Origin of the sequence: Allosalinactinospora lopnorensis (assembly GCF_000981225.1) — a bacterium.
Classification (GTDB): domain Bacteria; phylum Actinomycetota; class Actinomycetes; order Streptosporangiales; family Streptosporangiaceae; genus Allosalinactinospora; species Allosalinactinospora lopnorensis.
This window is the reverse complement of the sequence record NZ_LAJC01000021.1, coordinates 1-15,804: the sequence shown is the minus strand read 5'-3', so window position 1 is coordinate 15,804 and position 15,804 is coordinate 1. Positions and strand designations below refer to the sequence as shown.

Genomic DNA, 15,804 nt, shown 5'->3' with positions numbered 1-15,804 from the left:
GTCGGTGCGCGGCCATGCACGTCCCCGGGCACCGTGATGCCACCCCTTCTGGACGGTCCGTGGCTAGTCAGAGCCCGACTATCACCGACTTCGTCTCGAGGTAGTGATCGAGCACTTCGTCGCCCTTCTCCCTTCCCCAGCCGCTCTGCTTGTAGCCGCCGAAAGGCATCTCTGATGCGAAGACGTGGTAGGTGTTGATGTGTACTGTGCCGGCCTTGAGACGTTTGGCGAGGCGGTGCGCCTTGGAGATGTCGGTCGTCCAGATGCCGGCGGCAAGGCCGTAGACGGTGTCGTTCGCCTGCTCGGCGAGGTCGTCGATGTCATCGAAGGGCAGAGCAGTCACGACAGGGCCGAATATCTCCTCACGAACCAGTTGGTGGTCCGGGTTCGGCCGTGCGATCACGCTTGGTTCGACGAAGAAGCCGGGGCCCTCCAAGAGGTTCCCGCCGGCGAGTACCTCCCCGCCGCATTCCTGACTGAGGTCCAGATACCTACCGACGCGGTCCTGATGCTCCTTCGACACCAGCGGTCCCATCTGTGAATCGGGACGCAGCCCGTACCCCACCTTGATTTCGGAGGCGTACGAGGCCAGCGCCTCGCCGACTCGGTCGAACTGCGCTTCCTGCACGTACAGCCGAGTACCGGCCGAGCACACCTCCCCCTGGTTGTAGAACGCGGCAAGGGCGGCGCCCTCGATGGCGGCGTCGATGTCGGCATCGGCGAAGATGATGTTCGGCGACTTCCCTCCGAGCTCCAGCGAAACCCGCTTCAAGCTGCCGGCCGATGCGCGGACGATCGCCTTGCCGACCTCGGTCGAGCCCGTGAAAGCGATCTTGTCGATACCGTCGTGCCGGGCCAGGTGGGCGCCGGCTGTCTCACCGAAGCCAGGAACGATGTTGACGACCCCGTCGGGAAGCCCGGCATCGAGCAGCAGCTCGCCCAGGCGGAGCGCGGACAGAGGTGTCTGTTCGGCCGGTTTCAGCACCACGGTATTCCCGGCCGCGAGTGCCGGTGCGAGCTTCCATGCCGCCATGAGGAGGGGCACATTCCAAGGAATGATCTGCCCGACGACGCCGACAGGCTCACGCACGGTGTACGCGTGGAATTCCTTGCCCGGCATATAGGGCACGGACGGGGCCATCGTGGCGCCTCGTAACCGTGTCGCGGCGCCGGCCATGTAATGGAACATGTCGACCGCCAGGGGCACCTCGACGTTGAGCGCGGCGCTGTAGGGCTTGCCGTTGTCGAGGCTTTCCAGCTCAGCGAACTCTTCGGCATGCTCGGCCAGCAGATCGCCTATCCGGTGGATCATGCGGCCACGCTCGCTGGGCGACAGACGTGACCAGGGACCATCGAGTGCACGGCGTGCGGTCGCAACGGCGCGGTCCACATCCTCTGCCGACGCTTCCGCGACATCGACGATAGGCTCGGCGGTCCCCGGATCCACGGTCGTGAAAGTGCGTCCGTCCGCGGCGTCGACGAACTCTCCATCGATGAGCAGCTTGACAGGCTTGGACAGGAAGTGCTTCGGCCGGTCGGCCGCCAGCGTTTCCGACATTCTCATCTCCTCACCACGACAGCACGTTGCAGTCTTGAGCGCTGACCGTACGGCCGAGATGTTGGCGAAGTGTTGGTGCAGGGGAGGCCGAAGCCGCCAACCGTCCCATCAGCAGGGGGGTGCGCGGATCCTGCCGGGGAGTGCGAGCCATCGCGGTGCGAAGGACCTCGTCGTCCCAAGGGAAGATTTCGGCGTACCGAAGTGCATCGCCGGCGCAACCTGTGAGTAGCAGGCGGTTACGAAGAGCCACGCATACATACGTGCACATCTCCCGGAGGTACGGCGAGTCCGACCAGGGCAGCGGCTCTCCACGGAGCAGATCAAGGACCTTATGCGTTTCACCCGCCGCGAGGTGCGCGAGTGCTCGGGACAGGTCGAGATCCACCTCTGCGTTCAACCGGTAGGGCGGGCTGAGCAGCACGTCGCCTCCCAGGAGAGATCGCAGTTTCGACAGCTCGACCCGCAATGTCGTGGCGGCAACGCGCCGGTCGCCGTACAGATGACTGTGCAACTCATCAGGGGAGACACCACCGGGCCTCATCGCGAGGATGGCGACGATTTCCATCTGCCGCGGGGAGAGGGGAACGGACGCTCCTCGCAAGACCACCTCTGAAGGGCCCAGCAGGCGTATGACCAGATGCGGCCGCTCCCCGGAGCCCGACAACGTCAGGATGTCCTGAGCGTCCTCAACCATGAGCGCGACGCTCCGCGCCAGCGCGGCGCCCATTGGTACGTGGTGATTCCACGGGGCGGCAATGTTCACAACCCCGCCCAGGGCGCCGCTGTCCCGGGCACGTATGGGTACTGCCCAGCAGGTCCAATCGTGGAGCGTTTGGGCGGCGTGCTGGGTTGCGAACACCTGGGCGGGGCGTCCAGTACGGAGTGCGAGACTCAGGGCATTCGTGCCCATCACGCGCTCCCCCCAGGCGCTTTGAGGCACCGCGTTCACACGCTCGGCCCGTCTGAGCATCTCCCGGCCCGCAGAGGTGTGGATCAGCGTTCCTGTCGGGTCTGCGATCGCGATCAGGTAACCGGACTCCATGGACAGTGCGCGGATGCGCGGTTCCAAGTGGCGTGCCACCCGGCACAGGGCGAAGCCCGCGTCACTCGTTGCCGGCAGATGCGCCGCGGCGACCGTCGCCAACGGCGCGGCGGACGCTCTGGTGCGGGCCCAGCTGTCACGGATCTCTTGTGGCAGGGACGACGCCGGCTCCTCGCCGCTCGACTCGAAGAACGCCCCCCAGTGCGAGGCACACGTGTCGCGCAGCGCACGCAGCTCCGTGACTGAGGACACCGCCCGTCTCATGGATGATCCCATGGCCGCCCCTTCAATTTTCAATATATGAAATTCATATCATATATTGACATAGCTTAAGTCGTAACCATACAGTGAAAGCGGTGACGGATACCACGTCTCACCATCCGGCGGAACGCGGGGCCAGACCGCGTCGGCGTGGCAGCCGCACACCGCGGCGTCATAACGGACGATCCCTGGAGGCCGCGCGCAGGGAAGCTACGGGACGTGCCGGACACAACCATGACGACGTTGTCGCGCCACGCGGCGACAACTCGGACGTTCAGCCGATGAGGACAACTGCCCGCCGTCTGCCTTGGCTTTACGCGACCGTGAGGTCAGCTCGGTGACCCCTCGACGCACCGCGACAAACGACTCTCCGCACGCAGAAAAGAAGTGCACCATGAACACAGCTGACACAATCCAGGTGGCAGGAACCTCCCTGCATGTGGACGACACCGGCGAGGCATCGCTGGAACCGGTTATCTGTCTCCATTCGCTCTTCTTGGACAACCGGATGTTCGATGGGTTCGTCGAGGCGGCGACAGGCGCCTTCCGGCTGATCCGCCCGGACTTCCGTGGCCAGGGCCGAAGCGCCGGGACGGACCGCGACGTGATCACGATGGAGCAGTGCGCTGGTGACATCGCAGCATTGCTGGATCAACTAGGGGTTTCCCAGGCCCACGTGCTGGTCTCCTCCATGGGCGGAGACGTCGGGGTACGGCTGGCGGCGTACCGCCCGGACCTCGTGAAGTCGATGACCTTCCTTGGATCCTCGGCAAGGGCTGAACCGGCCGACAAGGCCGACGCTTACATGACTTGGATCGAGGACGTCGCCCAGAACGGCTTTACGGGCGAACGGCTCGACTTCCTTGTGCAGGTCATGTTCGGGGAATCGACGCGTGCCTCAAGTCAGATGAAGGAGACGGTCGCCCTTTGGACGGATCGACTGGCTCAGCTTTCCCGTGCGCTGAGGCCGGCCATGGTCGGTGTCGCTTTGCGAGGGGACGCCACGAACCTGCTGAGTGACGTGCGAGTCCCGACGATGGTCATCAGTGGTGAGGAGTGCCCAGTGCGGCCGCCGGAGTGGGCCGAGGAACTCGTAAATGGCCTGCCCGCCTCGGAATTGGTGATGCTTCCCGCCGTCGGACACAGTCCTCTCCTCGAACGACCGGACCTCGTGATTCCGAAGGTGCTGGACTTCCTCAAGGCGCAGCGCTGAGTCGGATTCTGCGCTACACCATGGCGGCTGAACTTCGGCTCCTGTGACACCGGCAGCGGTCGCCGATGCCCAGCAGGCGGGGAAACAGGGGCACGCCAGGCGACACTCTGCCTCGCACCAGGCCCCGATAGGTGTCACGAACCGAGAGATGGTGACCTCATGACGACAGAGATCCACACTGCTGCCGGCCCGATAAGGCCGGAAGATCTTGGCAGGACGCTTGTTCACGAACACGTGTTCGTGCTCGGCGAGGAGTACCGCAACAACTACCAGATGGACTGGGACGAGGAGCAGAAGGTCCGCGAAGCAGTCCGGGACCTGCGCGAGCTCAAAAGTCTCGGGATCGAGACGATCCTCGACCCGACGGTCCTCGGCCTGGGACGTTACATCCCGCGCATCCAGCAGATCGCGGAACAGATCGACCTCAACATCGTCGTGGCGACCGGGCTCTACACCTTCAACGACGTACCGCATCAGTTCCACTACCAGGGTCCAGGTCTTCTCTTCGACAGGCCTGAGCCCATGACTGAGCTCTTCGTCAAGGACATCACCTCCGGTATCGCGGATACCGGCGTCCATGCCGCGTTCCTCAAGTGCGCCATCGATGAGCCGGGACTGACACCGGGAGTCGAACGCACGATGCGGGCGGTGGCGCAGGCGAGTGTCGAGACCGGAGCTCCGATCACCGTACACACGCACGCGGCAACCCGATCCGGGCTGGTGGCGCAAGCCGTGCTGGAGAAGGAAGGCGTCGACTTGTCAAAGGTGATCGTCGGTCACTCAGGGGACTCCGACGACCTCGACTACCTGACGCGGCTTGCGGAGCGTGGCTCCCTGCTCGGCATGGACCGGTTCGGCCTCGATCCGTTCCTGCCCTTCGCTCGGCGCGTCGACGTCATCGTCGAACTCGTGCGCCGGGGCTTCGCCGAGAGCATCGTGATCTCCCACGACGCCTCCTGCTTCATCGACTTCTGCGATCCCACAGCCAAACGGGAAATGCTCCCCGACTGGAACTACCGCCACATCAGCGAGGACGTCATCCCGGCTCTCCAGGAACGAGGGCTGAGCGAACAGGACATCGACACAATTCTTGTCGCGAACCCCCACCGTTACCTGGCTGGTTGAGGCGGCCTCAGGCTCGACAGCTGAAGCGCGCCGGAGCACAGAACGGAACGACCACATTATGCTCATTACTCATCCCGCCCTCTGCGGTTGCGTGCATACCGAGCCGATCGCCTCCTGGCAGCTTCAGGATGAACCTCTCTCGGCGGCCCGGGCGCGGCAACTTGCCGCCGGGCAACTGGCCGACTGGGGACTGGACAGTCTGATCGACACTGCGCAACTGCTCGTCAGCGAGACGGTCACCAACGCCGTTCGTTACGCTCCTGGGTCCATTCGGCTCAGTCTCCATCGGTGCCCGGCGGCTTCTGCGGTGTGAAGTCGAGGACGCTAGCCCGCATACGCCGCAGCGTAGCCCGGCGGGAGATGAGGCCGAGGGCGGCCGTGGCCTGACACTCCTAGACGCGCTCAGCGACTCCTGGGGCAGCCACCAAACCTCGAGCGGCAAGATCGTCTGGTTTGAGTTTCCGCTGCCCTGGAACTCCTCAGCGGAAGCTGAATGCCGCCCGAAAGCCGCCTAGTTACTTGGCAGTCCCTCTTGTAGCTGACGCCTTAGATCCCGTTGTGCAGCTCGCTGAAGCGCAAGGTGTCCTCACCGAGGTCTCGATGCTCAGCAGAGCCGGATTGCTGGCGACGTCCGAGAAGATCTCCCGCTCCAGCTGCCTCTTGACCACCAAGGGGTTCCCCAGTCACCAAGAAGTGCGTTCTTCCATTTCAGCCGCCACTCTTCTACGGTTTCTCAGTAACCAAAAGTGACCGAGGGCGTCTCGTTCCGGTGCATGCGGCCCACAGGTTTCCCCAGCAGTGATAAGGAGAGAGATGTCATGGCCATCACCTTGGTCAACCCTGCAGGACTGCCCAAGATCGACGTCTACCGGCAGGTTTCGGTCGCGACCGGTTCAAGGCTGGTTTTCATCGCCGGGCAGGTCGCGTTCGACGCCGACGGGACCACCGTTGGCGAAGGCGATCTCGCCGCTCAGGTCGAGCAGAGTTATCTCAACATCGGCACTGCCCTGGCCGAGGTCGGTGCTTCCTTCGCGGACGTGACCAAGCTGACCGTCTACGTCGTCGACTGGACTCCCGACAAGATGCCCCTATTCCTGGAAGGAGTCTCCCGGGCTGCCACGAAGCTGGGGGTTACCCCTGTCGCACCGGGCACACTGATCGGCGTCGCGGCACTGGCCTCACCCGACTATCTGGTCGAGGTAGAGGCCATCGCGGTCATCGACTGAACGGATTGAGCTTCCCCCATAGCGCGGACACCTGAGGGGAGGGCACCGTGATGTCCGCGTGTGAGACCTCGTCGGTGCGGGGTAGCCGCGCCGGCCAGTGTCCTGGGCGCGGTCACGCTCGACCCGCGCGAGGCCGGGCCCGACCGCCCGTGTACGCCGCACCGCAGGCCGGTCAGCCTCCGCCTCCTCCACCATCTCCTCCGCCTCCTCCGCCAGCCGCGGCCGCGGCGGTCGCTCCCTCGATCGACCGGATCACCGACGCGACCGCCCGGCTGATCTGGTCGCCCTCGGTCGTCTGCTTCATCAGCCTGCGGCGTTCCCGGCTGGACAGTCCGGGGAACAGCTTGCGGTCGACCTGTACCGCGCCGCAGAGCGCCAGCAGAGCGACCGTCCGGGAGTCATCGGGCGCGCGCTCCTGCACCAGCACGGCGTGCAGCCTCTGCCGCAGCTCCTCGCGCTCCTCCGGGTGCCGCGGGCGGTAGTTGTTGAGCGGGAAGAGACCCAGGACGCGCTTCCGCTCGTGGTCGAAGAGGTCCCTGTCAGTGGCCGATTGCAGCATCTCCCCGCGCAACCGGGCGGATTGCGTTTTCTGCACCCACCACTTGATCTTGCGGGGGCGCCGCTGGGCCGCGATCCGCTCGGCGAGCGCGTCGAGGTGCGGATCGCCGGCGGCGGGCTGCCGGGCATCGTGGACGTACTCGTCGTCGATGGTGATGCGGCCGCTCAGTGCGAGTTCGGCGACCGTCGCCCCCGCGAGTCCGCAGGTGAGGCGGGTGGAGTTCGCTGTCGGGCGCCCTGTGGTGGGGTCGTGGCAGAGGAGAAGCAGTTCCTCGGCGATGGTCGGCTGTGGCACGGCCATTAAGGCTCCTCTCGACGAGTGGGACCGTGCATTGACCACCGCCCCTGGGGAACGATGGCTCCTGTTCCGACCCTAGTTTCGCCGGACCGGCTGCCCGCACGCGAGGGGAACCGCTCCCGCGATTGTTCCGGTGGAGGGCGGGTAGTCCCCGGAAAATCCGGAAACGAACTGCGGAACCGGTATGGTGCTTTCGCGTAGTAAACACTGTCAACGTTTGAGAAGTGAATGACTGAGAACACCCCCTCGTCTGAGCGCGCCCCCTCGGTCCCGTCGTCCGTCGACCCGACGGCGCCCCATTCCGCACGGGTGTGGAACTACTGGCTGGGCGGCAAGGACAACTACGCCGCCGACCGCGAGGCCGGCGAACAGTTCCGCGAACTGTTCCCCCACGTACCCGAGTTCGCCCGGCAGGGCCGGGGGTTTCTGAAGCGGGCGGTGACCTACCTCGCCCGCGAGGCCGGCATCCGCCAGTTCCTGGACCGCGCCGCTGCCGTACGAGCACCGCTCTCCCGAGTGGATCTCGGCCCTCTTCGACGGGTTGCAGGTCGTCGAGCCGGGTATCGTCCCCTGCCCGCGGTGGAGGCCCGAGCGCGCTGAGACCGGACCCCTGTCCGACGCCCCCTCCCGGTGCGGTGTGGGGCGCAAAGCGGAATCCGGCCGATAGCCGCGCCCTCCCGGACGAGGACGGTGTCCCCGGTGCGCGCTCCCGGCACGGGGTGGAGGAACCGTCTCCGCGCCGGGCCGCCGGTCCCGCCCGCGGGCGTTCGCCGGCTCCTCGTATGGGCGCCCGCTGTTCCCCACCGCTCCGCACCCCGAAGCCACGTAGTCTCGAAACGTGGTGAAGATTCTCGAAGCCGAGGACGCGGCCGCCGTAGCAGACCGTATACGCGAAACACTCGGATCCGGGCCCGCCACCGCGCTTACCGGGGCGGGCATCTCCACCGATTCCGGTATCCCCGACTACCGCGGTCCGGACTCTCCGCCGCGGAAGCCCATGACCTATCAGCAGTTCGTCGGGGATTTCGTGTTTCGGCGCCACTACTGGGCCCGCAATCACATCGGGTGGCACCGCATGAACCGCGCCCGGCCCAACGACGGCCACCGCGCCCTCGCCCGGTTGGAGACCAGCGGAGTCCTCACCGGCGTGATCACCCAGAACGTTGACACCCTGCACGAGGTGGCGGGCAGCCGCCGGATCATCGACCTGCACGGCCGCTACGACCGGGTGATCTGCCTGTCCTGTCGGCAGGTGATCCGCCGGGAGTACCTCGCCGAACGCCTTGCCGCGCTGAACCCGCGGTTCACCGCCGACGTCGCCGGCGTCGAGACCGCTCCCGACGCCGACGCCGTGCTCACCTCGACCGAGGGTTTCCGGGTCGCCGACTGCGAGTCCTGCGGCGGTGTGCTCAAGCCGGACATCGTCTACTTCGGTGAGAATGTGCCGAAGGACCGGGTGCGGGAGTCGTACCGAATCGTCGACGAGGCCGAGTCGCTGCTGGTCGCTGGCTCGTCGTTGACGGTGATGTCCGGCCTGCGCTTCGTCAAACACGCGGCTAGGCAGGGCAAGCCGGTCGTGATCCTCAACCGGGGGGAGACCCGGGGTAACAGCGTGGCGACCCTGAAGGTCGAGGGCGGGTGCTCGCCGATCCTGCGCGCGCTGATCAAGGCCTACGCGGTCTGACCGGGCGGCCGAGCACGGTCCGACCGCGGCCCGGCGCCTCGTTCACGGGTCCGGCCGCGGTGCGCGCGGCCGACCTTTCGCCCGGAGCGCCGTGGCGGGAAAAGGGAGCCGGTCGCCTGTCCCTCAGCCCGCGGAGCCGGGGACAGGTCCGGAGTTCGGGTGAAAGACCCGCTCCGTGCCCGCCATCCAGGCGGCGAGGCTGAAACAGCCGGCCTCGAAGGCGACCAGGTCGCCGCCCCAGCGTGTCCCGCCGCCGCGTTGCGACCAGGCGAGCAGGGCCAGCCCGCCCGCGAGGTTGAGCCCGCCCCAGAGGGCGTTGACGGTCGGTCCCGAGTTCCGGCCGGCGAGCGGGGTGAGGTGGCGGTGGCCGGTGACGGCGGTGGCGAGGTGGGGAGCGCTGTTGGCGACCAGTACCCCGGCGACGAATGACGAGACCCGCGACGAGTTCATGCGGCAACCCTAGAGGCCGGCGGGTTCCCCGGCCAGAGGCCCCCTGCCGTGCGCTCCTCTCCTTTCCGCGCCGCCCGGACTCCCCATGTGGGAACGGCACGTCCGGGGCAGGGAGCGACGGCTTCTGCGGCCGGGAAGGGTGGAGCGGCGGCGAACGCCGACCGCGAGTGGGGCGCCGCCGCTCACCGGCCGCCTGGGATGGAGGTGTGTTCCGGGGCTTTCCGCGGTGCTGGTGCGGTCACATCGCCTACGTGGTCACGGGGCGCTCCCGTTCCGGGAAGCGGGGCGCGGCCGGGCCGGCCCCGGTTTCGGCGTCGTCGCCTGCCAATGGGCGGAAGCGGCGCAGCCGCAGGCTGTTGCCCACTACGAAAACGCTGGAGAACGCCATGGCGGCTCCGGCGATCATCGGGTTGAGCAGGCCGGCCGCGGCCAGGGGGATCGCTGATGCGTTGTAGGCGAAGGCCCAGAACAGGTTGCCCTTGATGGTGCCCAGGGTGCGGCGCGAGAGCCGGATGGCGTCGGCGGCGGCGCGCAGGTCGCCCCGTACCAGGGTCAGGTCGCCGGCCTCGATGGCCACGTCGGTTCCGGTCCCCATTGACAGTCCCAGATCGGCCTGGGCCAGAGCGGCGGCGTCGTTGACGCCGTCGCCGACCATCGCCACGGACCGCCCCTCGTCCTGCAGCCGCTTGATGACGTCGACCTTGTCCTCGGGAAGCACCTCGGCGATGACGGTGCCCTCCCCTGTGTCGATGCCGACCTCGGCGGCCACCGACCGTGCGACCGCGGTGTTGTCCCCGGTCAGCAGGATCGGCCGTAGCCCCAGGTCACGGAACCGGCGGACCGCCTCGGCGCTGGTGGGCTTGATCGCGTCGGCCACCACCAGCACCGCGCGCGCCGCCCCGTCCCAGCCCACCGCCACTGCGGTGTGCCCCTTCGCTTCGGCCGCGGCCTTGGCGCGCTCCAGCTCCGCGGGCAGGCGCTGGGCCCGGTCGGTCAGCAGCGAGACCCGGCCCACCAGCACCCGGTGGCCCTCGACGGCGCCCTGCACGCCTTTGCCCTCGATGTTGCCGAACTCCTCCACCTGGGGCAGCGCACCGATGCGCTGGGTGGCGCCCGCGGCGATGGCCTGGGCGATCGGGTGCTCCGAGGCGTTCTCCACGGCCCCGGCCAGACGCAGCACGTCCTCATCGCGCTCGCCCTCGGCGGCGAGCACGTCCAGCAGGGCCATCCGCCCACTGGTCACCGTGCCGGTCTTGTCCAGAACGACGGTGTCGACGCGCCGGGTGTTCTCCAGTACCTCCGGACCCTTGATGAGGATGCCCATCTGGGCGCCGCGGCCGGTGCCCACCATCAGCGCCAACGGTGTGGCCAGGCCCAACGCGCACGGGCAGGCGATGATCAGCACCGCGACCGCGGCGGTGAACGCCGCGGCGGCCCCGTTGCCCGTGCCCAGCCAGAAGCCCAGTACGGCGACCGCGATCATGATCGCGACCGGGACGAACACCCCGGCGATCCGATCGGCCAGGCGCTGGATCGCGGCCTTGCCGTTCTGCGCCTCCTCCACCAGCTTGGCCATTTGGGCTAACTGGGTGTCGGAACCGACCCGGGTGGCGCGCACCACCAGCCGACCGCCGGAGTTGACCGTGGCCCCGGCCACGGTAGAGCCGGGAGCGACCTCCACCGGGACGGACTCGCCGGTGAGCATGCTCATGTCCACCGCCGAGGTGCCTTCCTCGACGACGCCGTCGGTGGCGATCTTCTCGCCGGGGCGCACGACGAACCTCTCGCCTTCGGCCAGTTCCTCGACCGCGATCCGCTCCTCTCGGCCGCCGCGCAGCACCGCGACGTCCTTGGCTCCCAGCCCCAGCAGGGTGCGCAACGCGGCGCCGGCCCGGCGTTTGGAACGGGCCTCGAAGTACCTGCCGAGCAGGATCGCCGCCACGACTCCGGCGGTGACCTCCAGGTAGATGTTGCCGGCGCTGTCGCCGCGGCTGATGGTCAGCTCGAAGGGGTGGACCATGCCGGGTTCGCCCGCTGTGCCGAGGAACAGCGCGTACAGCGACCACAGGAACGCCGCGCCGGTGCCCATGGACACCAGGGTGTCCATGGTGGCCGTTCCCGCCCTGAGGTTCTTCCAGGCGGCGAGGTGGAAGGGGGCCGCCCCCCACACGATCACCGGCGCGGTGAGCGTGAGCGCGGCCCACTGCCAGTAGGTGAACTGCCACGCCGGAACCATCGACAGCGCGATCACCGGGATCGCCAGTGCGAGGCTGACGAACGCCCGCTGCCGCAGCGAGTCCAGTGCCGCGTCCTCCGCGTCCCCGGTGCCATCCTGCTCCGCGGCGCTCGACCGCGCCGCCGGCGGCGCGGGAAGTTCGGCGCTGTAGCCGGCCTTCTCCACCTGGGCGATGAGGTCCTCGGGTGTCAGCGCCGCCCGCGCGTCGAGGCTCACCCGCGCCTTCTCGGTGGCGAAGTTGACCGAGGCGGTCACCCCCTCCAGCCTGTTCAGTCGCCGCTCCACCCGGTTCGCGCACGCGGCGCAGGTCATGCCGCCGATGGCCAGCTCCAGCCGGTCGCCGGCCTCACTGATCTCTTCGGTCTCGCTCATCACCACACTCCCATCCCGCTCAGGCTAGTGCCCGTGGTCCACGGAGGCTCTTCATCGTCGTCGCTGGTCGTGGGGCTGGTTCCGGCTCCGTCGACGTTCAATGCTGACGGTGAGCCGTCCTGTGGCCAGGTCGACGTGCACGCCGGTGACGCCGCTGACCTCTTCGGTGACCGATGCGGCACAGTGGCCGCAGGTCATCCCCTGGACGGTGTACAGCGTGGTGACGGCGGTGCCACCTCTGCCGTTGGCGCCGGTCATCTGGCCCCCTTCTCGTTCCGGTCACGCGGAACTGCATTTCTACCATACCCCCTAGGGGTATGCAAGACGCAGACTCGCTCACCGAATGCGGTGGTGCCGAACAACGGTGTCCCCGCGACCGGCCACCGCTGTCCAAGAAGCCGCTCGCCTCGGGAGGACGATGAGGCGCGGCCCCGTCGAGTTCGAAAGAACGACGCGCTTAGGGAGGGAGCCCGCTCATCGGCGGGTAACCGGGGTCCGAGCCGACAGGGGGAGAGGCCGGGGCCGGGACGCCGAGATCACCTGAGTCATGGTTCCCCGGACTCAGGTGGAGGCGTGGCGACGGAAGAGGGCGCTGATGCTCTGACACGGTACGGGGCGCCGCCCCGGGCGCGAACCGCCCGGTCGGGGAGAGAGGGTCGGCCGGCGGCGTTCCACCCGGTACTTCGGCTTGAGCCGCACCGAGTGGCTAGACGCTGAGCCGGGCGCTGTGTTGGCCGGTGGCGATCGCGTGGGCGAGGTCGGTCAGGCGCAGGTTGTTGGACCGGGCGTAGGAACGGATCCGTGTGAAGGCTTCGTCGACGTCGATGCTTTCGCGGCCGGCCAGGACGCCTTTGGCTTGTTCGATGATCACGCGGCTGTTGAGCGCGTGCTGGAGCTGCTCGGTGAGCGTGGAGCCACGGCGGATGGCGCGTTCCTGGAGGATTCCGATGGTGGCCACGTCGGCGAGGCCTTGGGCGACCTTCAGGTCGGCTTCGGACATGGGCGTGGGGGTGGTGCCGAACAGGTTGAGCGCGCCGATGATGGTGCTGCGTAGCCGCAGTGGCAGGGCGTGCACCGAGGCGAACCCCTGCTCTTGCGCGTGATCGGCGAAGACGGGCCACCTCTCGGCGGCGGCGGCCAGATCAGGGACTCTGACGGGTTCACCGGAGTCGAAGCAGTCCAGACACGGGCCCTGGTGGTTCTGCAGTTGGAACAGCTCCAGCAGTCGGGTCCGTTCGCTGGAGGCGGCCACGATGTGCAACGTGTTCCGTTCGTCGGCGAGCATCAGCCCGGCCGCCGCGGCCTCCAGCAGCTCGACGCAGTGGTCGGCGAGCTGATGCAGCAGTTCGGCGACATCGAAGTCGACGACAAGAGTGTCGGCCATCTCGACGAAGGCGCCTACCAGTTGCCGTTCACGAGTCACCTCCCCACCTCCTCAATTCTCCCCGACGCCGTCGGGCTGCCGGGGAACGTATGCGAATAACTCATGCTAGTCCGCTACCCTTCGCCATCTAGGCGTATCCGTCTGGCGATAATGTCGCGGGCCACCTCCCCGACCAGCCGGTCGCGGGCGAACGCGTGGGCGCGCAGCCGCACGAACGCCTCCTCCAGCGGCACTCCCAGTTCACCACTGATCAAGCCGGTGGCCTGGTACACCTGCACCTCGGTCTCACTCAGTGAGGCCGAGAACCGCTCTCCGCCGTGGTCCCCGTCGCCGTCAGGGCCGCGCTCATGCGCGTCCAGCAGGGCCAGGGTCACCGTCTCCGCGGCCAGCAGCGCGTCGCCGAGCGCGGAGCCCAACGAGCCGGGGGCGGTGCGGTAGAGATCCAGAACCCCGAGGGTGATCGCGCCGATCTGCAGCGGCAGCGCGAACATCGCCCCCACGGAACCGGCTTCCAGCCCATCGGCGAAGGCCGGCCAGCGCCGCGACTCACTGGCCCAGTCCGCTGCCAGCACCGGTCTTCTGGTGGTGAACGACTCGATACACGGGCCCTCACCCAGGCCGAACTGCAGCTGCTCGATACGGTCCGCGACCGCGTCACTGGTCGCCACCGTCCCCCGGCGCCTCTCGTCGACCATCATCGAAATCGCCGCCCCGTCGATGGGGAGTTCCTCGACGCACGTCCGGCACAGTTCCTCGCCCGCGACCGGAGCCTCACCATCACCCGCGGCCAGTAGCCTGGCGTGTAGCCGCGCCAACCGTCCCAGATCAGCCACAAGAAACCATTATCAACAACCGGCGACGCGGTCCGGCGCGAATACGGTCAAACAGGCCAGTATTCAGGTATCGCATTACGCTACTCCGTCCGAAGGGACTTCCCGATCGCTATCCGGAGAGCGCAACAAGGTCTGGATTGACCCGACGGGCCACGGGTGGTCTCGATCGATTCACTTACGAGCCTACCCTGAATCTCGTGCCGTCGCTCAGAGAGCCGTCACCGGATCGCTCCTTCCGGCACGGCACGCCCCCGGGCGACCGGTCGGCTCCGGCCGCCCGAAACGGTCCCGTGTCCCACGGGAGGGACTGGGCGGGAGGGGTGATGGTGAAGTAAAGGTCGAGTCCGGTCACGGCCATCACGCGGATCGTGGGACCCGGCACGTTCGTCAACGCGAGTTTCACACCGTGTCGTGCGAGTGTGGCCTGCAAGGTCAGCAGAGCGCGCAGGCCGACAACGTCGCAGAACTCCAGACGTGCGAGATCCAGAATGAGCTGCCGCACTTCTTGACGGGCCGAAACACCGGCCAGCCGCCCCAGGCAGGCTGCGGTGGCCAGGTCGAGTTCGCCCGTCAAGGCCACCACAACGCGGCCAGTGCTCTCCGTGAATGATGTGTCGCCTACCGTTGCTGTTCGGCCCATGTCTGAATTTCCCTGCTCTCGCACGTGAGCACGTCCGGACAGCGGGGGCTGGACCACCGATCGGATCACGAATGTGACGTGGATCGTAAACGGACTCCTACATGACACGCTGAACGTACTTCCGGTGTCAACCCCGGTACGCGGAACAATCCAGGTCACCGGCGCAGCAGTGCTTTCCGGCGAACAGCGCCCCGGATTCCGGGCCCGGCCCCCTGACCGCGAGGCGCTGCCGCTGTGCGGCGGACGGTCTTGCCGGGTGCCGGCGCTCGGATGCGGCATAGAACAGCAGTGTCGTTGCGGGAGCACGGGACGCCTTCCGGTCCCGCGGGCACTCCGCTTTCGGGCAGGCTGCCGTCCGCGGCCCAGCACGCGCCCTGGGTCGCCTAAAACCAGCGATGCGCCGCATTTCGGTCTCGGGCCGAGTTTCGAGAAAGACGCGGCACGCGGACGCTTCGGAGATTTAGTGCGGTTTGAGATGATTTAGCGGAAAAAATTCCCGCAACAATGCGCGTTGGCTTGTTGAATATAAGTTCTTGCCTCGTATGGTTGAATTGAACGTCAGGTCAGACAGCGTTACCTGAACCCCGATCAAGTGAGTCCTTCCGCTCTCCACGGCCCGTACCGGGACACGGCAGCGTCAGCGGAGTGACCACACAACACGGCCCTTCCAGTCCCCGAGGCGGGTGATCGGCGGTCGAGGCCCAACGTGCGAAGAACGCCACCTGATGCTGGGAATGAGCGTATTTCGCACCTGGACACACGTCCGTCTCCCGTTTCCGTCTCGCGTGGTGCGGGCACTGCGATTAGGGCGATTCTGTGAAGGCAAGCGAGCTGCTCAAGAAACTCCGACAAGCTGAAGATCTCCACGAACGCGACGTCATCTACCGCGAGCTCGTCGAGCTGCACACCCCGCTCGTGAGGCGT

At 67.2% G+C, this 15,804-nt stretch carries 14 protein-coding genes and 1 pseudogene; 6 read left to right on the top strand and 9 right to left on the bottom strand.

Translation table 11 applies throughout. The annotated features are described in order from the left end of the window. Positions 1–67: 67 nt before the first annotated feature. The gene (locus VS93_RS09960; RefSeq protein WP_236700450.1) at positions 68–1,558 is read right to left on the bottom strand and encodes an aldehyde dehydrogenase family protein; all 1,491 of its coding nucleotides are present in this window, start codon (positions 1,556–1,558) and stop codon (positions 68–70) included. 10 nt (positions 1,559–1,568) lie between these two features. Further along, positions 1,569–2,852 (bottom strand): helix-turn-helix domain-containing protein, encoded by a 1,284-nt coding sequence (locus tag VS93_RS09955; protein ID WP_052745653.1) that lies wholly within the window; start codon positions 2,850–2,852, stop codon positions 1,569–1,571. Positions 2,853–3,255: 403 nt separating this feature from the next. Between VS93_RS09955 and VS93_RS09950 the strand changes: the two genes are divergently transcribed. The 3 genes from VS93_RS09950 (at position 3,256) to VS93_RS09940 (ending at position 6,425) form a co-directional block, all read left to right on the top strand. After that, entirely contained in the window at positions 3,256–4,074 is an 819-nt protein-coding gene (locus VS93_RS09950; RefSeq protein WP_046469687.1) for an alpha/beta fold hydrolase, read from the top strand. 159 nt (positions 4,075–4,233) lie between these two features. Beyond that, the gene (locus tag VS93_RS09945) at positions 4,234–5,199 is read left to right on the top strand and encodes a phosphotriesterase family protein (protein WP_046469686.1); all 966 of its coding nucleotides are present in this window, start codon (positions 4,234–4,236) and stop codon (positions 5,197–5,199) included. Positions 5,200–6,017: 818 nt separating this feature from the next. Beyond that, complete coding sequence (locus tag VS93_RS09940) at positions 6,018–6,425, top strand: RidA family protein (protein ID WP_046469685.1); 408 nt, start codon at positions 6,018–6,020, stop codon at positions 6,423–6,425. 172 nt (positions 6,426–6,597) lie between these two features. Here the strand turns inward: VS93_RS09940 and VS93_RS29020 are convergent, their stop codons facing one another. Continuing rightward, entirely contained in the window at positions 6,598–7,284 is a 687-nt protein-coding gene (locus VS93_RS29020; protein WP_052745651.1) for a GOLPH3/VPS74 family protein, read from the bottom strand. Positions 7,285–7,509: 225 nt separating this feature from the next. Between VS93_RS29020 and VS93_RS09930 the strand changes: the two are divergent. From VS93_RS09930 to VS93_RS09925, 3 genes and pseudogenes are all read left to right on the top strand, one after another. After that, a pseudogene (locus tag VS93_RS09930) lies at positions 7,510–7,764 on the top strand (SAM-dependent methyltransferase); the annotation flags it as partial. A 58-nt stretch (positions 7,765–7,822) separates the two neighbouring features. Then, positions 7,823–7,948 (top strand): hypothetical protein, encoded by a 126-nt coding sequence (locus VS93_RS32915; RefSeq protein WP_338022712.1) that lies wholly within the window; start codon positions 7,823–7,825, stop codon positions 7,946–7,948. Between the two features lie 180 nt (positions 7,949–8,128). Then, entirely contained in the window at positions 8,129–8,965 is an 837-nt protein-coding gene (locus tag VS93_RS09925; RefSeq protein ID WP_046469729.1) for an NAD-dependent protein deacetylase, read from the top strand. 123 nt (positions 8,966–9,088) lie between these two features. Here VS93_RS09925 and VS93_RS09920 read toward each other — a convergent pair whose 3' ends face one another. The 6 genes from VS93_RS09920 to VS93_RS29735 form a co-directional block, all read right to left on the bottom strand. Then, complete coding sequence (locus tag VS93_RS09920; RefSeq protein WP_046469683.1) at positions 9,089–9,415, bottom strand: hypothetical protein; 327 nt, start codon at positions 9,413–9,415, stop codon at positions 9,089–9,091. A gap of 247 nt (positions 9,416–9,662) precedes the next feature. Next, the gene (locus tag VS93_RS09915) at positions 9,663–12,023 is read right to left on the bottom strand and encodes a heavy metal translocating P-type ATPase (protein ID WP_046469682.1); all 2,361 of its coding nucleotides are present in this window, start codon (positions 12,021–12,023) and stop codon (positions 9,663–9,665) included. A gap of 51 nt (positions 12,024–12,074) precedes the next feature. Beyond that, positions 12,075–12,281, bottom strand: coding sequence for a heavy-metal-associated domain-containing protein (locus tag VS93_RS09910; RefSeq protein ID WP_046469681.1), 207 nt, complete (start codon positions 12,279–12,281; stop codon positions 12,075–12,077). Positions 12,282–12,729: 448 nt separating this feature from the next. After that, complete coding sequence (locus VS93_RS09905) at positions 12,730–13,446, bottom strand: GAF and ANTAR domain-containing protein (protein ID WP_236700449.1); 717 nt, start codon at positions 13,444–13,446, stop codon at positions 12,730–12,732. 74 nt (positions 13,447–13,520) lie between these two features. Then, positions 13,521–14,240 (bottom strand): GAF and ANTAR domain-containing protein, encoded by a 720-nt coding sequence (locus VS93_RS09900; RefSeq protein ID WP_082126771.1) that lies wholly within the window; start codon positions 14,238–14,240, stop codon positions 13,521–13,523. 175 nt (positions 14,241–14,415) lie between these two features. Then, the gene (locus VS93_RS29735) at positions 14,416–14,880 is read right to left on the bottom strand and encodes an STAS domain-containing protein (RefSeq protein WP_162231667.1); all 465 of its coding nucleotides are present in this window, start codon (positions 14,878–14,880) and stop codon (positions 14,416–14,418) included. Positions 14,881–15,804 lie beyond the last annotated feature (924 nt).

Bases quoted from the DNA above. Each gene is read 5' to 3' on its own strand.
- VS93_RS09960 (WP_236700450.1), bottom strand. From the start codon at position 1,558: ATGTCGGAAACGCTGGCGGCCGACCGGCCGAAGCACTTCCTGTCCAAG.
- VS93_RS09950 (WP_046469687.1), top strand. From the start codon at position 3,256: ATGAACACAGCTGACACAATCCAGGTGGCAGGAACCTCCCTGCATGTG.
- VS93_RS09945 (WP_046469686.1), top strand. From the start codon at position 4,234: ATGACGACAGAGATCCACACTGCTGCCGGCCCGATAAGGCCGGAAGAT.
- VS93_RS09940 (WP_046469685.1), top strand. From the start codon at position 6,018: ATGGCCATCACCTTGGTCAACCCTGCAGGACTGCCCAAGATCGACGTC.
- VS93_RS29020 (WP_052745651.1), bottom strand. From the start codon at position 7,284: ATGGCCGTGCCACAGCCGACCATCGCCGAGGAACTGCTTCTCCTCTGC.
- VS93_RS09920 (WP_046469683.1), bottom strand. From the start codon at position 9,415: ATGAACTCGTCGCGGGTCTCGTCATTCGTCGCCGGGGTACTGGTCGCC.
- VS93_RS09915 (WP_046469682.1), bottom strand. From the start codon at position 12,023: ATGAGCGAGACCGAAGAGATCAGTGAGGCCGGCGACCGGCTGGAGCTG.
- VS93_RS09910 (WP_046469681.1), bottom strand. From the start codon at position 12,281: ATGACCGGCGCCAACGGCAGAGGTGGCACCGCCGTCACCACGCTGTAC.
- VS93_RS29735 (WP_162231667.1), bottom strand. From the start codon at position 14,880: ATGGGCCGAACAGCAACGGTAGGCGACACATCATTCACGGAGAGCACT.